Annotated in this window: 14 protein-coding genes; 6 read left to right on the forward strand and 8 right to left on the reverse strand. The window is 59.0% G+C overall.

Annotation, left to right across the window (positions count from 1 at the left end):
* Positions 1–19 precede the first annotated feature (19 nt).
* The 3 genes from HU759_RS22040 to HU759_RS22050 all read right to left on the reverse strand — a co-directional run bounded on the left by HU759_RS22040 (position 20) and on the right by HU759_RS22050 (position 7,575).
* Positions 20–5,977, reverse strand: coding sequence for an NEL-type E3 ubiquitin ligase domain-containing protein (locus HU759_RS22040; RefSeq protein WP_225933008.1), 5,958 nt, complete (start codon positions 5,975–5,977; stop codon positions 20–22).
* A 98-nt stretch (positions 5,978–6,075) separates the two neighbouring features.
* Positions 6,076–6,675: a DTW domain-containing protein gene (locus tag HU759_RS22045; protein ID WP_017134868.1), complete on the reverse strand. Its 600-nt coding sequence runs from the start codon at positions 6,673–6,675 to the stop codon at positions 6,076–6,078.
* A gap of 6 nt (positions 6,676–6,681) precedes the next feature.
* Positions 6,682–7,575 (reverse strand): LysR family transcriptional regulator, encoded by an 894-nt coding sequence (locus HU759_RS22050; protein WP_017134867.1) that lies wholly within the window; start codon positions 7,573–7,575, stop codon positions 6,682–6,684.
* Positions 7,576–7,804: 229 nt separating this feature from the next.
* On the opposite strand from HU759_RS22050, the gene speB reads away from it, so the two are divergent.
* The 4 genes from speB to HU759_RS22070 are packed head-to-tail and all read left to right on the forward strand — an operon-like array spanning position 7,805 to position 12,191.
* Positions 7,805–8,755 carry an agmatinase gene (speB, locus tag HU759_RS22055; protein ID WP_017134866.1) on the forward strand — a complete coding sequence of 317 codons (951 nt, stop codon included), beginning with the start codon at positions 7,805–7,807 and terminating at the stop codon, positions 8,753–8,755.
* Positions 8,755–9,174 (forward strand): nuclear transport factor 2 family protein, encoded by a 420-nt coding sequence (locus tag HU759_RS22060; protein WP_170039182.1) that lies wholly within the window; start codon positions 8,755–8,757, stop codon positions 9,172–9,174. Before speB ends, HU759_RS22060 begins: the two co-directional genes overlap by 1 nt.
* A 21-nt stretch (positions 9,175–9,195) precedes the next feature.
* Positions 9,196–10,779 carry a cytosine permease gene (locus HU759_RS22065; RefSeq protein WP_170039184.1) on the forward strand — a complete coding sequence of 528 codons (1,584 nt, stop codon included), beginning with the start codon at positions 9,196–9,198 and terminating at the stop codon, positions 10,777–10,779.
* Between the two features lie 29 nt (positions 10,780–10,808).
* Positions 10,809–12,191: a sodium:solute symporter gene (locus HU759_RS22070; protein WP_017134863.1), complete on the forward strand. Its 1,383-nt coding sequence runs from the start codon at positions 10,809–10,811 to the stop codon at positions 12,189–12,191.
* A 196-nt stretch (positions 12,192–12,387) separates the two neighbouring features.
* On the opposite strand, the gene HU759_RS29995 is transcribed toward HU759_RS22070, so the two are convergent.
* Entirely contained in the window at positions 12,388–12,510 is a 123-nt protein-coding gene (locus HU759_RS29995; protein WP_017134862.1) for a PA1414 family protein, read from the reverse strand.
* Between the two features lie 142 nt (positions 12,511–12,652).
* Positions 12,653–13,546 carry a LysR family transcriptional regulator gene (locus tag HU759_RS22075; RefSeq protein ID WP_186617159.1) on the reverse strand — a complete coding sequence of 298 codons (894 nt, stop codon included), beginning with the start codon at positions 13,544–13,546 and terminating at the stop codon, positions 12,653–12,655.
* Positions 13,547–13,650: 104 nt separating this feature from the next.
* Here HU759_RS22075 and HU759_RS22080 point away from each other — a divergent pair, with 104 nt between their 5' ends.
* Positions 13,651–14,850, forward strand: coding sequence for an MFS transporter (locus HU759_RS22080; RefSeq protein WP_186617161.1), 1,200 nt, complete (start codon positions 13,651–13,653; stop codon positions 14,848–14,850).
* On the opposite strand, the gene HU759_RS22085 is transcribed toward HU759_RS22080, so the two are convergent.
* From HU759_RS22085 to HU759_RS22095, 3 genes are all read right to left on the reverse strand, one after another.
* A complete protein-coding gene (locus HU759_RS22085) occupies positions 14,762–16,204 on the reverse strand; it encodes an NCS1 family nucleobase:cation symporter-1 (protein WP_017134859.1) in 1,443 nt (480 codons plus the stop codon). The two genes, HU759_RS22080 and HU759_RS22085, sit on opposite strands and share 89 nt — an antisense overlap.
* A 198-nt stretch (positions 16,205–16,402) precedes the next feature.
* The gene (locus HU759_RS22090) at positions 16,403–16,801 is read right to left on the reverse strand and encodes a DUF2177 family protein (protein ID WP_017134858.1); all 399 of its coding nucleotides are present in this window, start codon (positions 16,799–16,801) and stop codon (positions 16,403–16,405) included.
* 52 nt (positions 16,802–16,853) lie between these two features.
* Positions 16,854–17,690 carry a S1-like domain-containing RNA-binding protein gene (locus HU759_RS22095; RefSeq protein WP_017134857.1) on the reverse strand — a complete coding sequence of 279 codons (837 nt, stop codon included), beginning with the start codon at positions 17,688–17,690 and terminating at the stop codon, positions 16,854–16,856.
* Positions 17,691–18,014: 324 nt separating this feature from the next.
* On the opposite strand from HU759_RS22095, the gene HU759_RS22100 reads away from it, so the two are divergent.
* Complete coding sequence (locus tag HU759_RS22100) at positions 18,015–18,194, forward strand: hypothetical protein (RefSeq protein ID WP_003193095.1); 180 nt, start codon at positions 18,015–18,017, stop codon at positions 18,192–18,194.
* Positions 18,195–18,259 lie beyond the last annotated feature (65 nt).

Raw genomic sequence — 18,259 nt, forward strand, 5'->3', positions numbered from 1 at the left:
AATACAGATATAAGCGCAGTCAGTCGCTGCCGACAAATGCCGCCCATTCCTGCGCCGTCAACTGCAGAACGAGGTCATTCTTGGCTGAGAGCATTGCCACAGCAATCTCGCCCCCCTTGATAAAGTAAGCATTTTCGCTCAAATCCCCGACTTGGACTTGCTCTAAAGCCTGCTGATACCGCTCATCGTACGGGCTTCGCGCCGCCTCAAACATTAACGGGTATTTGAGCTCCAGAAACGTCACCCAATATTCTTTATCCTTGAGTAAATCCGGCCAATTGATTCGAGCCTCATCACGAATAATGGCCAGGCGATATTCATTCAACACCTGCGGATCAATTTCCACGACGGGTGTAGAAAAACGCATCGTGAGCGGCAGGGGTAGATTCAGATCCTGCGCCAAGGCGAGCCGACAACCCAGCAAGAACATACTGTGTTCAACGCCTGAATGGGCTGGAAAGTCTAAAGTGGCCCGCTGCTTGATGGACGCGATCCGATTAGATCCTCGGTAATAATTCAAAAAGTCTGCTGCCACGGCTTGACTGCCTGGTGCCAGCATCTGCAACGGCAACACTGCAAGTTCCAGATCATTCAGGCACAGCAGCCAGCCATCAGCCTGGGCCCGGATGTACTCCAAGGGCTGCTCAAACAAAACCCGTTCAATGTGTGTGTCATGGGTGGCGCAGTCAATCAATTGCCAGACTCTGCGGCTGATGTCCTCGCGCAATGCTCGATACTTGGCAGCTAAAAATGGCGGATAGGCGGCAAAAACCCCTAGCAGCACGCGAAAGTTCTGGGAATTACGATTCGCATCGATCAAAGACCAAAGCGCTCGACGTTGCGCTGTCTCGCCGGCGGGAATCGATATCAACCAGGGGTCAACGGAAGACAACACCGTGAGTGGAGCGTCCGACACGCCGAAATGAACATTCTGGTAACCCGGTCTTTGTTGGTATTGGCGGATTACCTCCAATGTGCTCGCAGCCAACTCGTTGCCCTGCAAATCCATTGCACGATGGACATTGAGGTTCAGGCCCAGATCCGTTTCGGTCAGTACATGAAGCTGATTGTCGCGCAGATCGAAGGTACTCAGACGTCGCAGAGTCACCGCGCCCCGGGGCAACTGATGGATGTGTGTATTCTTGAGGTTGAGGACTTCCAACGCCTTCAGACGATACAGGTTCAGCCGGCTGCCTTGCCCCAGAGGGTTATAGGACAGGTCCAGCCAGGTCAGGCGTGTCAACTCTTTCAGACCCAGAACATCCTGCAAATTGGGCCGAATACGATTGTTCGACAAATTCAGTTGCTGCAAATACCGCAGCTCTGACAACCCTTGAGGCACATGATCCAACAGGTTGCCATCAACAGAGAGACTGCGCAGAAACCCAAAGCACCGGAGGAACTCTGTCGGCAGTGTTTGCAACTGATTGTTCCTCAAGCTCAGCAGATCGACGTGGGAAAAGCTCGCAGTCGTCACAGGCAGGTCATTCAGGGCAAGGTCGTCGAGGTAAAGCTCATAGGGCATACCACGTACGGACTCCTGTCGGCTCCAGCAACGTCGAATACGTTCAGAGGCTTGAAGGTGTGCGCTCAAGTTCACACTATCGCCCAGCAAGCACCATCGCTCCAGGCTGGCATTCAAGGCCTCCTGTTCAGAAAAAAGTTGATTGATGGCGGACTGTCGCTCCGCGAAGGATTCCCCCAGGTTGAGGACTCTCTCACTCGCCTCTGCATCGGTCTTGGTCGGAAACAACTTGCGCCACTGCGCCACCTGCGCAGCCGCTACGCCACCTGAACCGCCATCGCCGCTCAGCGGATAACCAATACGCCCATCACTGAGCCGTTGCGGCGGGTTAAACCAGGGGCGTGGCTCCATACCGAGCAGCTTTTCAATATTAAACCGGGAGTCGCCGAGCGCTGGCTGGGTTTCCAGTCGCCGCGCAATCTCCTGTGTCAGTTCTTCAACACCCGTCACATGGGTGTAGCCCAAGGCCTGGCGCTCCGCCGTCGGCAGTGCATTTAACAAAACCACCAGAAACTCACCGTAGCCGCCTATCGGTTGGCGCCCGCCGTTGATTTGCACCGTGTACGCCTGGTACTGACCGTCCTGCACCTCCAACACACGCTTATGCGGCGAGTCAGTGGCGCCGATGCTGTCAATCAGACGCCCTCTTTCCCACACCTCGACCCGCAGGTTCTTTGGCCATCCATTGATGTCCGACAGTGTCCGCAGGATTAATTTCGCGCTGTCTTCATCACCGGTGATAGGCATATGTACCCCCTCCAAGGCGCGCGCCTTGCGCAGAGAATGCAACCACCAACGCACGAGTGGCGTAAGCGTCAACGGCACGCGACCGGCCTCCAGACTACTTCGCTCAGCAGGCGTGGACTGACTCACCAAGTCTTGGGCAATGACCGCAGTCAAACCGGGAAAATCGCGCTGCAGCACTTGCGCCAGAGGGTCGGACGACTGCGCGCTTTTATGACACAACGCCTTGAAAAAAAGCCGCTCCATCCTGGGTTTATTGGTCATAACCTTGGCCTCCAGCACGGACACCTGGTCCGCCCTGCTGACTCCGGCGCGCCCGACCAGTGCATCGGCATTGGCCGGCCCAATCTCTCCCAGCAGTTCATCAAGGAAATCGCGCCCCAACGCGGTGCCCTCAAGCGTCTCCATGCCTTCCAGGTGCGTCTTGAGCCGCTGATGAATCGTGAAGCGCTCGACGGTCTCTCTCAGGATAGCGGGAGGCCGTTCATTACGTGCGTGCATCCGGCGCAGGATGTCCGGCGTCACTCCACTTATCTGCTGGATCTGCACAATGGCATCCGGCGTCAACGCACGAAACGATGGCCCCAGGCGATAAAACGGCTTCTGCCCGTCCCAGGTCAGCGGGTTCTCCCATTCGTGGCGCCAGGCGCCCGCGCCATTGTGGGTCAGCACGGGTGCATAGGCCTGCTCCAGCAATGGGTGTTGAATACGCCAGGGGACCAGCCCTTGCCCCTGGATGACTTTGAAATAATTTCCCTCGATAAACACGAAGCGATCGTTGCCCGGGCTGTAAAGGCCGAGCGCGTCAGGCTCGGGCACCATATTTGGCGTCTCGACAACGCTGGCGTATTGCCCGATCTCACGGCGTGCCGGATAAAACCTGCCATCGGCCGTACGGTTATTGAGCAAGGCCTGGGCGACTGTGTGCCGGAACTGAGAGGCAGCGCCCTGCTCGTCCCACCCCAACCGTAACAGGTCGGTTTCAGAGATTTGGCTCACGACCGTTTGATATAAATCATCGGTTTCGGTCGACCTTGGTTTGGGGGATTGAATGTCAAACAACGAGAACTGTCCGCGCCCGTGATCGATCACGACGATGGTTTTGTCCAGCGGTCCCCGCGAAACATAAGGTATCGCTTGCGCTTCAGGGCTGATGACGAGTACCTGGCCGGTCAGGTCGCGCAGTGCTTGGACGGCAAACTCCGTAGCCCAGTTCTGAATATTCTGACTGAAGCGCCGAGGATGGAGTACGCCGTCAACCATGGTTTCTGCGCGTGCCACCTGACGGGCAGAGCGCAGCGCGGTGTAAAGCGCTTCGGGTTGCAGTTGCGATTGCAGGAGTTGTGCCTGCTGATGTTCCGACAACGGATTTCGGCGCAGCACTTCCAGCAACCGTGCCCGGCTCAATCCGGGGTGCAAGGTATGTAACTGCTCAATCACGGGGTGCGGCGGGGTAGCGCTGGCAACGCTGTCAGGCAGTAATCGAAGCACTGATGCTGGTGCGCCCGTGGCCGCGGATCGACTGGTATCGGCATACACCGTGAGTGCCTCAAACAGATCAATGCGCAACGCGTCGGCTTTATCGGCAAGTTGCTCGACCAACGTCGACCTGCGCGATAAAAAAACGTCGGGTAGCAAATCGACAATAGCCTGGGGCAAATGAGCGCTGATCCGGCGTGGCGTTGAATAAGCGAACAGTCCGCTTTCCAACACGGTGACCGTGACCACTGCCGTGGTCTTGTGATCCGCACGTTTGCTATAGCGCCGTACTTCCACGCCTTGCGGGTTTTGAATGCTCAAGGATGTGCTTTTCGGCCAATCCTTATGCTGGGTGAGTAGCGGAGCGAGAATCTCAACGGCACCGACCGCCTCGGGAAGGTTAGCGTCGGCCCCCTTGGCAGCCCAGTCGATCAGCTTGTCGACGTTAAACCGATTCACCGCCTCAACCAGCGATGCCGAGGGCGGTGCTCCATCCCATACCTGGTCCAGGTCGGCTCGCGAGCTATTACTGAGGCTGACGATCCGCTCTAACGTTTGTGTGGGTACGTCGGTGGCGCCCATCATTTTTTCAACCAGTTGGCCGCCTGTCTGACTCTTGCGCTCAGTGGTCGTCATCAGTCTGCTTTGCTGGGCCAGCCGGCTATACAACGCTTGATGCCGGCGCCTGACCGTCGGGGCCAAACGTCGGTGCAAAAACCTGCTGCTGAGCAAGTCAGCGATATCTATCGCCAATTGCACCAAGTTTGCGCGGCTATCCTCTTGCAGCGCCTGGAAAAATGTCAGCCCTATTGAAGTGAACAGGGCGAACGCTCTCAACCGCCCCAGGCCTTTCAAAGGCCCTGGCACCGGGATCAACAGCAGGTTGATGATTTCACCGAACAGCGTCTGGGAAAACTCAAGCAAGGTGGCCATGGCGCCCGGCGTTTCATGCGCCAATACCTTGAGGTTGGCTCGGCAACGCTCGATGTAAAAACGATAGAGGCTGACTGTCGGCGCGTTGTAAACGCTATCGCGCTTGTAGCCGATGTGGTTGACCTGGGTAAGCCTGCTTGCACGCCCGCACAACCGGTGTAAGAACTGCGCAAATGCATTGAGCTTCTCCGGCCTGCTTTCTTTCGCCGGCCTGGCGTTCAAGCGCGCGTAGTCGGACAGCGACATGGACTGATACAACCACCCCATTTCCTTTCGCGCATGAAACGCCTTGAAGCCGACATAAAATTCGTTGGCAGCCTCCGAAAACTTGTCGTAGTGCTTGAGGGCACCGCCAGGCCGGTCGGGGAAATAGCTGAACGCGCCTTTGCATCCTTTGACCGAGAAAATCACATAAGGAATGCTCAGGTAGTCACCTCTTGGCAGGTCCGTGTATACGCCAAGCAGGCCATAGCGTTCGGTCCCATTGATATTGTTCGGGCCATAGGGAATGAACAGTTTCACTTCTTGAGTGACATCCCAAGGCGACTCGCCTGACAACGCACCCACCACAGCGTGGTATTTTTCCCGGTCAACCCGGCTTCGGTCGGTGGTCCTCAAGGCCTCTATCAACGCGAATTCAAGTTCTGCAGTTGCCAGCGCCAACACCTGCGCCCCCAATAGCGTAGAGCTCTGCAGCGCGCTGTCCAGGCGCGTGCGCAATTGGGTGCCAAGATTGAGTTCGCGCACCAGCTCGATGAAATCCGCCGCGCTGATTCCGACATTCGAATCCAGATAGCTGGCCTCCTTCAGGCTGACATGCCCCGGAAAGCCCCACCCCGACAAACCGCTGTAGTTCATGCAGGCGGCCTCCCACAGGGTGACGCTGGACAGGCCCTCGCTGTCCACGCGGTCATCTATCGCGCGTGGAACTCGCAGGGTTGGGTTGTTTGGCGTCGATGTATCAGCCGGTTTCACATAGCGGGTATGGATACGCGCAACCTTGGGATCAACCTCTTTGCCGGCCAGCGCTTTCAGCCTTGCAGTCAGGCTCGCCAACAAGGTGGTTTCAAGGTCCGCGCCGAGTTGCTTGATAGCCGCTTCGAATGTGGTTTGTGCGCTGACGTAGGCCTTTTGCAAACGTATGTAGTCTTGCTGCTCTTGCTCATCAAGGCCGCCGAAAAAGCGCTCAAGTGTCTTGCGCAAAGGTAACAAGACGCGTGTTATGGACCACTCTGCGCCAGTCATCAACGGCCCTTGGGCTTGTTGTTCCTGGATATACGCAGACAACGTATCCATGGGTCGAAGTGGGAGTGTCTCTTCAGGCTCTGTCATTTTTCCCTCAAAGGGTGTGATAAATGACGAGCCTAATCAGCGGCGCTTACGCCAGGCGGTAGCTATGTAGCCTCTACGTGATTACGCTGGTAGACCGCCTCGCCCATGGCGGCAATCTGGCCTTCGATCAACGCATCGAAAGGCTTGAGCAACGCGTCAAATGAAGCCGGGGCTTCGAGTACCTGCAACGCTTGCACGATTGCTTCCACCGTCGACAAAGCGCCCGGGCCGGGTGCCTTGCGTAACCGATAACGCGACACGCGCTCGCCCGCCAGGGCCACGCGCGGCAAAGCCGCCAACAGCGGGTTGAGGTGCAGCAGCTTGCGCGCCTTGCGCCAAGTGCCATCGGGCACCACCAGCAACAGCGGTTGATCGCTCGGCGTATAGGTTTGCAACGGCTCAGCATCGTCCGCCGGGAACAGCAGGCGTGCCTGATAACCCGGCGGGCTCAACAGCATGGCCAGGTCATCAAACACCTCGCCCACCACCAACTGCGCATTGTTCAAGCCCAGTGCCGCCAAGCGCGCAGTATTGAGCGCGTGATTGACCTCACTCGGGTGCTGCAACAGCAAGATGCGTGTGCGGCTGTCGAGGCTGGGGATCAGCGCGCACAGACAGTGGGTAACGGGCCTGAGGCAGCGAGGGCATTGGGGTCTGGACATGGTTTATCAGGCCTGGTTGAGCTGCGCTTTGAGCAGATCGCGGAAAGTCTGGATCAGCGGTTCGCGACTGCGGCCACGGCGCATGATCATGGAAAACGGCGCCTGGTAGCCGAAGGTTGCCGGCAACAAAACGCGCAAGTCACCCTTGTCGGCCCAGGCCTGGGCGTAGTGCTCGGGCAGGTAGCCGATATAGGCGCCGGACAGCACCAGGATCAACTGGGCTTCCATACTTTCCACGGTGGCCGCGCTGTGTTTGAAACCATGCCGCGCCAGTTCGGCCTGGCTCCAATAGCCACGGCCGACCATGCGTTGCTGGGTGATCACTTGTTCGGGGATACGCCGCTCGTTGAACAGCGGGTGGCGCGTGCTGCAATACAGCCAGTGCTGTTCGCGATACAGCGGCATGTAGATCAGCCCGCTCATGCGGTTGGAGAACGCGCCGATGGCCAGGTCCAGGCGATTGTCCTGCACGCCCAGTTGCAGCTCGTAAGGGCTCATCACCGACAGATGCAGATGCACGGCCGGGTGTTCGAGGCTGTAGGCGCCGATCACTTCGGCGAACGGCAAGGCCTTGTCGCTGACGGTGGAGTCCAGCACGCCCAGCTTGAGGGTGCCGCGCAGCTCGCCTTTGAGGGCGGCGGCGTATTGCTCGAAGCCTTCGAGTTCACCTAAGAGACGCAAGGTTTCCTGATGGAACAGCTCGCCTTTGCTGGTCAGGCTGAATCCGCCCCGGCCGCGATGGCACAGCACCAGGCCCAAGGCCGATTCGAGTTGGCTCATGTAGGTGCTGATGGCCGACGTCGACAGGTTGAGTTCGTGCTGGGCATTGGCAAAACCCTGGTGGCGCACGACGCTGACGAAGATGCGCAGGAGTTTCAGGTCGGGCAAGGCGTTGGCCATTTGTTCTCCGCGGAACACAAAAATCCTGTGGGGGCTGGCTTGCCTGCGATAGCAACAGTGAAATCAACGCCGCCATCGCAGGCAAGCCAGCGCCCACATTTGGACCGAGTTTACCCCAAGCATTAGTTTAGAAAAATCTGAACTAAGTATTTGCCTCTGCCGATTCTTCCCGCCACGGGCTTTTCGCAGAATCGGCCCCTAATAAACAAAACAACGATGAGGCACTCCCGTGGACAAGATTTTCCACCAACCACTGGGCGGCAACGAAATGCCGCGCTTCGCCGGCATCGCCACCATGATGCGACTTCCCCACCTGCAAACGGCCAAAGGCCTGGACGCTGCCTTTATCGGCGTGCCTCTGGATATCGGCACGTCGCTGCGCGCCGGCACCCGCTTCGGGCCACGTGAAATCCGCGCTGAATCAGTGATGATCCGCCCTTACAACATGGCCACCGGCGCCGCACCGTTCGACTCGCTGTCGGTTGCCGACATTGGCGATGTGGCGATCAACACCTTCAACCTGCTCGACGCCGTGCGCATCATCGAAGAAGCCTACGACGAGATCCTTGAGCACGACGTGATCCCGATGACATTGGGCGGTGACCACACCATCACCCTGCCGATCCTGCGTGCTATCCACAAAAAGCACGGCAAGGTCGGGCTGGTGCACATCGATGCCCACGCTGACGTCAACGACCATATGTTCGGCGAGAAAATCGCCCACGGCACCACCTTCCGCCGCGCCGTGGAAGAAGGCCTGCTCGATTGCGATCGTGTTGTACAAATCGGCCTGCGTGCCCAGGGCTACACGGCCGAAGACTTCAACTGGAGCCGCAAACAGGGCTTCCGTGTGGTCCAGGCCGAAGAATGCTGGCACCACTCCCTCGCCCCCTTGATGGCCGAAGTGCGCGAAAAAGTCGGTGGCGGCCCGGTGTACCTGAGCTTTGATATCGACGGCATCGACCCCGCCTGGGCGCCCGGCACCGGCACACCGGAAATCGGCGGGCTGACCACTATTCAGGCGATCGAGATCATCCGTGGTTGCCAGGGCCTCGACCTGGTTGGTTGTGATCTGGTAGAAGTTTCGCCGCCTTACGACACCACCGGCAACACCTCGCTGCTCGGCGCCAACCTGCTGTACGAGATGCTCTGCGTACTGCCCGGCGTGGCGCACCGCTGATGAGCGCCCAAGAGGTGCTGAAAGCCGCCGCCGACCTGGTGGCGGCCTTCGCCGCTAATGACCGCGAGGCTTACTTTGGCGCGTTCACGGCCGATGCCAGCTTCGTGTTTTACACCCTGCCCCAGCCTCTGCTCAGTCGCGATGCCTACCAGGCGTTGTGGGACAGCTGGCGCGCGGACGAGGGGTTTGAAGTGCTGTCCTGCAGCTCAAGCAATGCCGTTGTCAGCCTGCAGGGTGACGCGGCGATTTTTATTCATGACGTGGCCACCGAGCTGCGCATGAACGGGGAGCAATTTTTTAGCCAGGAGCGCGAGACCATTGTCTTCAAACGGCAAGCGTCTCACCTAAAACAACAAGGCCTGTGGCTGGCCTGTCACGAACATTTGTCCGCTATGCCGGAAGGGCTGCCGCCCCCTTAGCCAATGTGATCGGAGCTGATCATGAATAATAAAAACAACGAAAACAGTATTCGCAGAATAGAAACCAACGGGGTCGAACAGATCCCGGACCACGAACGTACCGCCAGGCCCAAGGATCTGTTTCGCCTGATCTTCGGCGGTGCCAACACCTTTGCCACCGCCGTGCTGGGCTCGTTTCCGGTGCTGTTCGGTTTGTCGTTCCAGGCTGGGGTCTGGGCGATTGTGCTGGGCGTGTTGGTGGGCGCGCTGATCCTGGCGCCCATGGGCTTGTTCGGGCCGATCAATGGCACCAACAACGCCGTGTCTTCCGGCGCGCACTTTGGTGTGCATGGGCGGATTGTCGGCTCGTTTCTGTCGCTGCTGACGGCGATTGCCTTCTTCTCACTGTCGGTGTGGAGTTCGGGTGATGCGCTGGTCGGTGGTGCGAAACGCCTGATTGGCCTGCCGGAAACCGACCTGACGCTGGGCTTGGCTTACGGCCTGTTTGCCCTGCTGGTACTGACCGTGTGCATCTACGGCTTTCGCTTCATGCTGTGGGTCAACCGCATTGCGGTGTGGGCGGCGAGCCTGCTGTTTCTGCTGGGCATCTTCGCGTTCGCACCAGCGTTCGACAGCCACTTCGCCGGCACCGTCGCCATGGGCCAGGCTGGTTTCTGGGCTGCCTTCATCGGCTCGGCGCTGGTGGCCATGAGCAACCCGATTTCCTTCGGCGCGTTCCTGGGTGACTGGTCGCGCTACATCCCGCGTGAGACGCCGAAAATGCGCATCATGCTGGCGGTCGTGCTGGCGCAGATCGCCACCTTGATTCCGTTCCTGTTCGGCCTCGCCACCGCGACCATCGTGGCGATCAAGGCGCCGGACTATATCGCGGCCAACAACTATGTCGGCGGTTTGCTGGCCGTATCACCGAGCTGGTTCTTCCTGCCGGTGTGCCTGATCGCGGTGATCGGCGGCATGTCCACCGGCACCACCTCGCTGTATGGCACCGGGCTGGACATGTCCAGCGTGTTCCCGCGCTTGCTGTCGCGGGTCAAGGCCACGTTGCTGATCGGGGTGATGTCGATTGCCTTCATCTTTATCGGACGTTTCGCCGCCAACCTGGTGCAGAGCGTGTCGACCTTCGCCGTGCTGATCATCACCTGCACCACGCCGTGGATGGTGATGATGATCATCGGCCTGATCGTGCGCCGCGGTTTCTACTGCCCGGATGACTTGCAGGTGTTCACTCGCGGTGAGACCGGCGGGCGCTACTGGTTCAGCCACGGCTGGAACTGGCGCGGCCTGGGCGCCTGGGTCCCGAGCGCACTGGTGGGCCTGTGCTTCGTCAACCTGCCGGGGCAGTTTGTCGGGCCGCTGGGCAACCTGGCCGATGGCATCGATATCAGCCTGCCGGTGACGCTGGGGCTGGCGTCGGTGGTGTACCTGACCTTGCTTCGTGCGTTCCCGGAGCCGGCCGAAGTCTATGGCCCGGCCGTTGTGGCGAGGGAGCTTGCTCCCGATGGGGTGCGGAGCGGCCCTAAAAAAGCCGGCTCCAGCTTCGCTGTCGAACGGGAGCAAGCTCCCTCGCCACAGCAAGTGCCCTTCCTGCAGAAAACCTCTCAATAGCCTAAAAAAATAAACGGAGAACCGCCGTCATGGCTTTGGATTTATTCGTCGTACTCATCTACGCCGCCGGCATGCTCGTGCTCGGCTATTACGGCATGCGCCGTGCCAAGACCCACGAAGACTACCTGGTGGCCGGTCGTAACCTGGGCCCGTCGCTGTACATGGGCACCATGGCCGCCACCGTATTGGGCGGTGCATCCACCGTCGGCACCGTGCGCCTGGGTTATGTGCATGGCATTTCCGGCTTCTGGCTGTGCGCCGCACTGGGCGCAGGGATCATTGCGCTGAACCTGTTCCTGGCCAAGCCGCTGCTCAAGTTGAAGATCTTCACCGTCACCCAGGTGCTGGAAAAACGTTACAACCCGATGGCCCGCCAAGCGAGTGCGGTGATCATGCTGGCCTACGCGCTGATGATCGGCGTGACCTCGATCCTGGCCATCGGCACCGTGCTGCAAGTGCTGTTCGGCCTGCCGTTCTGGGTGTCGGTGCTGCTCGGCGGTGGCGTGGTGGTGGTGTATTCGACCATCGGCGGCATGTGGTCACTGACCCTTACCGATATCGTGCAGTTCGTGATCAAGACCGTCGGCCTGATGTTTATTCTGCTGCCGATCTGCCTGTACCGCGTCGGCGGCTGGGATCAACTGGTGGCCAAGCTGCCGGCGTCGAATTTCAGCTTCACCGAAATCGGCTGGGACACGATCATCACCTACTTCATGATCTACTTCTTCGGCATCCTGATCGGCCAGGACATCTGGCAACGCGTGTTCACCGCCCGTGACGAAAAAGTCGCCCAGTACGCAGGCACGTTCGCCGGTTTCTACTGCATCCTCTACGGCCTGGCCTGTGCCCTGATCGGCATGGCCGCGCATGTGCTGCTGCCGAACCTGGACAACGTCAACAACGCCTTCGCCGCCATCGTCAAAGCCTCGCTGCCAGACGGCATCCGTGGCCTGGTGATCGCCGCCGCACTGGCCGCGATGATGTCCACCGCCAGCGCCGGCCTGCTCGCCGCTTCCACCGTACTGACCGAAGACCTGCTGCCACGCCTGCGTGGCGGCAAGCAGTCGAGCCTGAGCATCAACCGTCTGTTTACGATGCTGACCGGTATCGCCGTGCTGGGTATCGCGCTGGTGGTCAACGACGTGATCAGCGCCCTGACCCTGGCCTACAACCTGCTGGTGGGCGGCATGCTGATCCCGCTGATGGGCGCAATTTTCTGGAAGCGCGCCACCACCTCCGGCGCCATTGCATCCATGACATTGGGCTTTGTGACGGCGCTGGTGTTTATGTTCAAAGACGGCTTGGACGCGAATACGCCGATCTACTACAGCCTGGCGGTTGGGCTGGTGAGTTTTGTATTGGTGAGCTTGTTGTCACGTCGGCCAGAGGCTTCGGTGGCCAGGGCCATTTGACAGGTAACAGGATTTAAAGCGGTTTCTTCAGCGGGCGCGACGTCGGATGTCGCGCCCGTTTTTTTGCCTTGCACAAAACGACTGTGGGAGCGGGCTTGCCCGCGATAACTGTGTGTCAGTCAACTTTAAATCGACTGATACACCGCTATCGCGGGCAAGCCCGCTCCCACATTCTAAAACCTGTTGCTAACTGAGCTTAGCGGCGACGCGGACGACGCTGCTCGTCATCCGTGCGAATCGGTATCGGCTGCAGTGGCGGTTCAATCAGGCCCAGCGCAACGCCGAGGTCGTGGAGCCAGTTTTGAATTTTCTCTTTCATGGTTGCCCCCTTTGAGGGTAATGCGGCTAGGCGGGAGTTCTGTCGCCTTTTCCTACAGTGATAGTAGCTCTAAGTCTTACGTAATGCTTGAACGAAACCACAACGAACTATTACAGGATTGATCTGAATCCTGACGGATCGTTCAAGCAATCGCGTGCGCGTCTTGCAGGAAATCGGCCTTGCCCTCTTGTTGCAGATCGATCCATGCATTGAGGTTAGCGCCGAGCATGCCCTTGCGCCACATTAACCAGGTAGTAGCAGTGGCAAAAGGCCCGGTCAACGGATGAACGGACACGCTGTCCTTGCCTGGCAGGCTGTCGAGCATCGATTCTGACATCAATGCCACGCCGGAACCGGCGATCACGCAGGCGAGCATGCCTTGGTAAGACTCGATCTCGATGGCACGCCCCATGGCCACACGCTCGTGGGAAAACCAGGTTTCCAGGCGCGCACGGTAGGCGCAACTGCGTCGGAAGGTGAACACCGAGCGGCCGGCGACGTCCTGGGGGCCACGCACGGGCGGGTGATCCGCCTCGCAAATGATCACCAGGCGCTCTTCGCACAGCGGCACGCCGTCCAGCGTCGCGATCGTTATCGGGCCATCCACAAAGGCCGCGTCCAGACGCCCGGTGATCAAGCCCTCTAGCAACTCGCCGCTGGGCGCCGATTGCACCTGGAGGTTCACCATCGGATACGCCTTGTGATAGCGCGCCAACAGTTTGGGCAAATGCACTGCGGCCGTGCTGTACATGCTGCCCAATACAAAATCGCCCGCCGGCTGCCCTCCTTGCACCGCGCCGTGGGCTTCATCATGCAGCGCCAGCAGTCGGGTGCTGTAGTCCAGCAACACTTTGCCTGCGGGAGAAAGCTGCAAGCGCTGGCGTTCGCGCACGAACAACTCGACGCCCAGTTGCTCCTCCATTTGCTTGAGCCGTGTCGACAGATTCGAGGGCACGCGATGCAGGCGCTCAGCCGCGCGGGTGATGGAGCCCTCTTCCGCCACGGCCTGGAAGATGCGCAATTGACTGAACTCCATACCTTTCTCCAAAACTGAACAAGTTACTCACTATTATTCATTTTTACAGAAAGTCAATCCGCTTTAGCCTACAGGTCATTCGCTTCCCCGTAGGAAACCTGCACATGTCACCGCTGATTCGCTTAACCGCCAGCTTTATCGCCCTGATGATGGCCATGGGCATTGGCCGCTTCGCCCTCACCCCGCAGATGCCGCATTTGCTCAGCGAGGGGCAGATTGACCTGACGGGCGCGGGCCTGATTGCCGCCGCCAACTACCTGGGCTATTTCGTCGGCGCGGTGGACTCGATCTTCGCCCGCAGCCATCACCACATAAAAGCGCGTTTGTATGGCGGGCTGTGGCTGTGCGTGCTGCTGACCCTGGGGTCGTACTGGGCGCATGGCTTCTGGCCGCATTTGCTGCTGCGCTTTGGTACCGGCGTGGCGAGCGCCTGGGCGCTGGTAATGATCACCAGTTTGAGCCAGCCGCTGGCGATTGCCGCCGGGCGTCCGCGTTTGGGGGCATTGGTGTTTGCCGGGCCGGGCTTGGGGATTCTGCTGACCGGGTTGCTGGCACTGGGCTCCAATCTACTGGGCGAAGACTCTGCGACCTTGTGGCTGGTCTATGGCGTAGTGGCATTGGTTATGTTGTTAGGCATTCTGCCCTTTTTACCGAAACCGACCGCCGCGGTGGCACATGCCACCCGCGCGGGCAGCAACGCCAGCATCGCGCACCTGTGCTGGATCTACTTCTTGTATGGCCTGGGCTACATCATCCCCGCAACCTTCTTGTCGCAGATGGCCAGCGCGCAGTTCCACGGCGCGTGGCAAGCCGACCTGTTCTGGCCGTGCTTTGGCCTGGCGGCGGCGCTGGGTGTGGTGGTGGCGAGCCTGCGTCGCAAGGACCCGGACACCACCCGCCGCTGGTTGATGACGACGTTATGGCTGCAAGCGGCCGGGGTATTCGCCTGCCTGCTGGGCAATAGCTGGGGCCTGGCCCTGGGAGTGCTGCTGTGCGGTGCGCCGTTCCTGGCCTGTATGCAGTTGGTGATGGCGCGTTTGCGCGAGGTGGCGCCCCACGGCTACCAGCGCAGCACCGGGTTGCTCACCGCCAGCTTTGCCATTGGCCAATTGTGCGGCCCGTTGCTGGCCTCGGTGAGCAGCCACCTGGGCGGTGGCCTGCAACCGGCCTTGGTCATTGCCGGTTGCGGCTTGGTGGTGGCGGGTGCGGTGTTGGTCAACCGGCAACCAGCGACGTCGGCGCACGAACCTGCTCGCGCCGCGCCAGCACCAGGAAAAACAGCCCTCCCAGGAAGCACCCGGTAAACCAGGCAAAGTTGGCCATGCCCTGCAACGCGGGCGTGAAGGTGATAGCGACGCCCACCAGCGTCGCAGGCACCAAGGCTTTGACGGCGGTCCAGTTCACGCCGCCGTCGTAGTAATAACGGCCGTTGGGGCTGTCGTCGAACAGGGCATCCACGTCGATTTTCTGCTTTTTGATCAGGTAAAAATCCACAATCAAAATCCCGAACAGCGGGCCGATAAACGCAGCGAGAATGTCCAGGGTGTAGTGGATCATCAGCGGGTTGTTGAACAGGTTCCACGGCGTGATAAAGATTGAGGCCACGGCCGCGATCATGCCACCTGCGCGCCAACTGATCTTGCTCGGCGCGACGTTGGCGAAATCAAACGCCGGTGACACGAAGTTGGCGACAATGTTGATGCCGATGGTGGCGGTCACGAAGGCAAAGGCGCCGAGCAGCACGGCCATGCTGTTGTCGATGCGCGAAACCGTAGCGATGGGGTCATGCAACATTTCGCCAAACACCGGCAAGGTGCCCGAAACGATGACGACAGTCACCAGCGAGAACGCCAGGAAATTAACCGGCAACCCCCAGAAATTGCCGCGTCGCACGTCGTGCATGCTGCGGCAGTAGCGGCTGAAATCACCGAAATTGAGCGTAGGCCCGGAGAAGTACGACACCACCAGCGCCGTCGCCACAATCACTTGGCCAAATGCCTGCCAGCCCGACAGGGATTTTTCCGCCAGGGTGAAACTGATGTTCGCCCAACCCGCCTTCCACACGATCCAGCCGGCCAGGGCAAACATTACCGCATAGACCACTGGCCCCGCCCAGTCGATAAAACGGCGGATGGACTCCATGCCGGCCCAGAATACGGCTGCCTGCAGCGTCCATAAGCTGAGGAAGCCAAACCAGCCCAGGTAAGACAGGCCCGCAAAGTGCGGCTCTGCATACACCGCCATCTGTGGGAAAAAGCGCAGCACTACGATAATCAAGGCACTCGACGCCAAGTACGTCTGGATGCCGTACCAGGCCACGGCGATCAAACCGCGAATCACCGCCGGAATATTCGCCCCAAACACGCCAAATGCCAGCCGGCAGATGACCGGGTATGGCACCGCCGCTTGCTGGCTCGGCTTGGCCACCAGGTTGGCAATCAACTGCACGATGCAAATGCCGGTGAGCAAGGCGATCAACACCTGCCAACTGGCCAACCCGAGGGCAAACAGGCTGGCGGCGAACACGTAGCCGCCGACGCTGTGCACGTCGCTCATCCAGAAGGCGAAAATGTTGTACCAGGTCCATTTCTGCGGCAGCGGCCCGAGGTCCTGGTTGTACAGGCGCGGGCTGTAGCCTTTGGGCAATTGTTCGGTCATCGCTTGGCTCCTCGAAATACCGGCCTGCGCTGCCGTAACGGTGTGCATACGGGAGGCGGCCTGGTTTGTATACGAGGTATTCAGCAGAATATGTGCCAATGGCACACAATCCCTCTGAAACGGTGTTCCAAAGAGATTTATGAAGGGTTGTTGGCGGGGGTTATGCTCAGCAACGGTGCACGTCAATCCTGTACACAATCAATGCCGCACCCGATGTGCACACAAATAGCCGACACTGCAACAGACGGCCGTCAGGAAGGTGCCCCAGGCCATGTCCATCAGTGCCAGTCCGGCTGACCAACCTTGCAATGTGGCCCAGTTGCTCAGGTCATACGTGCCGTAGGCCACCAGGCCGAGCAGAGCGCCAAGGCCTGCTGCACGTTGCCAGCTGCCGCTGGGCAAAACCACGAACACCACACAACCGAGGGCATACAGCAGATAAAACAGCACAGCAGGCAGCAAGCGAGGCTGATCAAGCATCAGCGAGCCGAGCAGGGATCTGTAGGTCTGGCCCATGAAAACGCCGAGCCAGAGGCCGTCGAGCACCAGAAACGCGAGTAAAGTGCCGAGGTAAGCGAAGCGTATTTTGCGGGTCATGGTTGCAGCCTCCATAGGCGCCGAGCGGCACCTACAGAAGAGCAAAACGCGATCAGCTTAGTTCAATGCGATCGGCGTGAATCACAATCTGGCCCTGCTTGTAGAGCGCACCAATGGCTTTCTTGAAGTTGCCTTTGCTGACACCGAACAAATTGCTGATCACCGCCGGGTCGCTCTTGTCGCTGACCGGCAGGGTGCCGTTGTTTTCACGCAACTTGGCGAGGATCTTCGAGTTCAGGCTCGAGGCCGCTTCCTGGCCAACCGGTTGCAGGCTCAGGCTGATGTTGCCATCGGCGCGAATCTCTTTAATGAAGCCTTTCTCTTCCTTGCCCGGGCGCAGGAACTTGAACACTTCGTTCTTGTGGATCAGGCCCCAGTGCTTGTTGTTGATGATCGCCTTGAAACCCATGTCGGTGGCTTCGGCCACCAGCAGGTCGACTTCCTGGCCCACCTGGTAGTTGGCAGGTGTCTTATCCAGGTAGCGGTCAAGTCGCGCGGTGGCGGTGATGCGTTTGGTGTGCTTGTCGAGGTAGACGTGCACCACGCAGTATTCACCTGCAGTCAGCTGGCGTTTTTCTTCCGAATACGGCAGCAACAGGTCTTTTGGCAAACCCCAGTCGAGGAATACGCCGATGCTGTTGACTTCGACGACTTTCAAACTGGCGAATTCGCCGACTTGAACTTTCGGCTTTTCAGTCGTCGCGATAAGTTTGTCATCGCTGTCCAGATAAATGAAAACGTTAAGCCAGTCTTCATCTTCACTGGGAATATCTTTGGGGATATACCGATTAGGCAAGAGGATTTCACCATCTTGCGCACCATCCAGGTACAAACCAAAGTTAGTGTGTTTAACCACTTGCAAGCTGTTGTAGCGCCCGACTAAAGCCATTTCCAGATACCTTCGTTACGTGGGCGGCATTCTACCCGAGTTGCGCCCGCCACGCGCGTGCGCCTGAAAAATCGCGGGCTGGCGTGGCCTCGTAATGGCACCGCCCCGCTCGTCTGATCAATCGATCGAATTTTACCCGCGGGCAGCAGCCGAATAAACCCTGTGGTTTCGAGTTAAAACAGTAAGTTAGGGGCTTATTTCAAGGTCAAATTTTGGCCGATTACATCGGCTTTGGTTATTCCCAGAGGATATTTGCCAAGCAATTGTCAAGTATTTCCTGTACGATGCCTGGCCAAGTTAATTTTCTACAGGTTAGTGGCCGCCATGCGCGTAAAAGCATCCAACAGCAAAGCAAAGCCAGCTCCCGCCGTTGAAACCAGCGAATCGATCAACAGCCAAATTGCTGCTTTCCTCAAGTCCGGCGGCGAAATCCAGCAAATTGCCAAGGGCGTGAGCGGCCAGACTTTCGGCCCGTCCAAGCAGATCAGCCTGGGCAAAAAGTAATACCCGCGCGTCGCATCTAGCTCCTAAGCGTCTTGCCTTCCAAGGCGCCAGGACTAGAGTCTGAA

The sequence above is a fragment of the Pseudomonas sp. OE 28.3 genome, assembly GCF_014268205.2.
In the GTDB taxonomy this organism is placed as follows: Bacteria; Pseudomonadota; Gammaproteobacteria; order Pseudomonadales; family Pseudomonadaceae; genus Aquipseudomonas; species Aquipseudomonas edaphica.

What these genes read in the sequence shown, in the direction of transcription:
- HU759_RS22040 (WP_225933008.1), bottom strand. Translation starts at nt 5,977, where the DNA reads ATGGATACGTTGTCTGCGTATATCCAGGAACAACAAGCCCAAGGGCCG.
- HU759_RS22100 (WP_003193095.1), top strand. Translation starts at nt 18,015, where the DNA reads ATGCGCGTAAAAGCATCCAACAGCAAAGCAAAGCCAGCTCCCGCCGTT.
- HU759_RS22075 (WP_186617159.1), bottom strand. Translation starts at nt 13,546, where the DNA reads ATGGAGTTCAGTCAATTGCGCATCTTCCAGGCCGTGGCGGAAGAGGGC.
- HU759_RS29995 (WP_017134862.1), bottom strand. Translation starts at nt 12,510, where the DNA reads ATGAAAGAGAAAATTCAAAACTGGCTCCACGACCTCGGCGTTGCGCTG.
- HU759_RS22090 (WP_017134858.1), bottom strand. Translation starts at nt 16,801, where the DNA reads ATGACCCGCAAAATACGCTTCGCTTACCTCGGCACTTTACTCGCGTTT.
- HU759_RS22045 (WP_017134868.1), bottom strand. Translation starts at nt 6,675, where the DNA reads ATGTCCAGACCCCAATGCCCTCGCTGCCTCAGGCCCGTTACCCACTGT.
- HU759_RS22085 (WP_017134859.1), bottom strand. Translation starts at nt 16,204, where the DNA reads ATGACCGAACAATTGCCCAAAGGCTACAGCCCGCGCCTGTACAACCAG.
- HU759_RS22095 (WP_017134857.1), bottom strand. Translation starts at nt 17,690, where the DNA reads ATGGCTTTAGTCGGGCGCTACAACAGCTTGCAAGTGGTTAAACACACT.
- HU759_RS22080 (WP_186617161.1), top strand. Translation starts at nt 13,651, where the DNA reads ATGTCACCGCTGATTCGCTTAACCGCCAGCTTTATCGCCCTGATGATG.
- HU759_RS22060 (WP_170039182.1), top strand. Translation starts at nt 8,755, where the DNA reads ATGAGCGCCCAAGAGGTGCTGAAAGCCGCCGCCGACCTGGTGGCGGCC.
- HU759_RS22050 (WP_017134867.1), bottom strand. Translation starts at nt 7,575, where the DNA reads ATGGCCAACGCCTTGCCCGACCTGAAACTCCTGCGCATCTTCGTCAGC.
- HU759_RS22070 (WP_017134863.1), top strand. Translation starts at nt 10,809, where the DNA reads ATGGCTTTGGATTTATTCGTCGTACTCATCTACGCCGCCGGCATGCTC.
- HU759_RS22065 (WP_170039184.1), top strand. Translation starts at nt 9,196, where the DNA reads ATGAATAATAAAAACAACGAAAACAGTATTCGCAGAATAGAAACCAAC.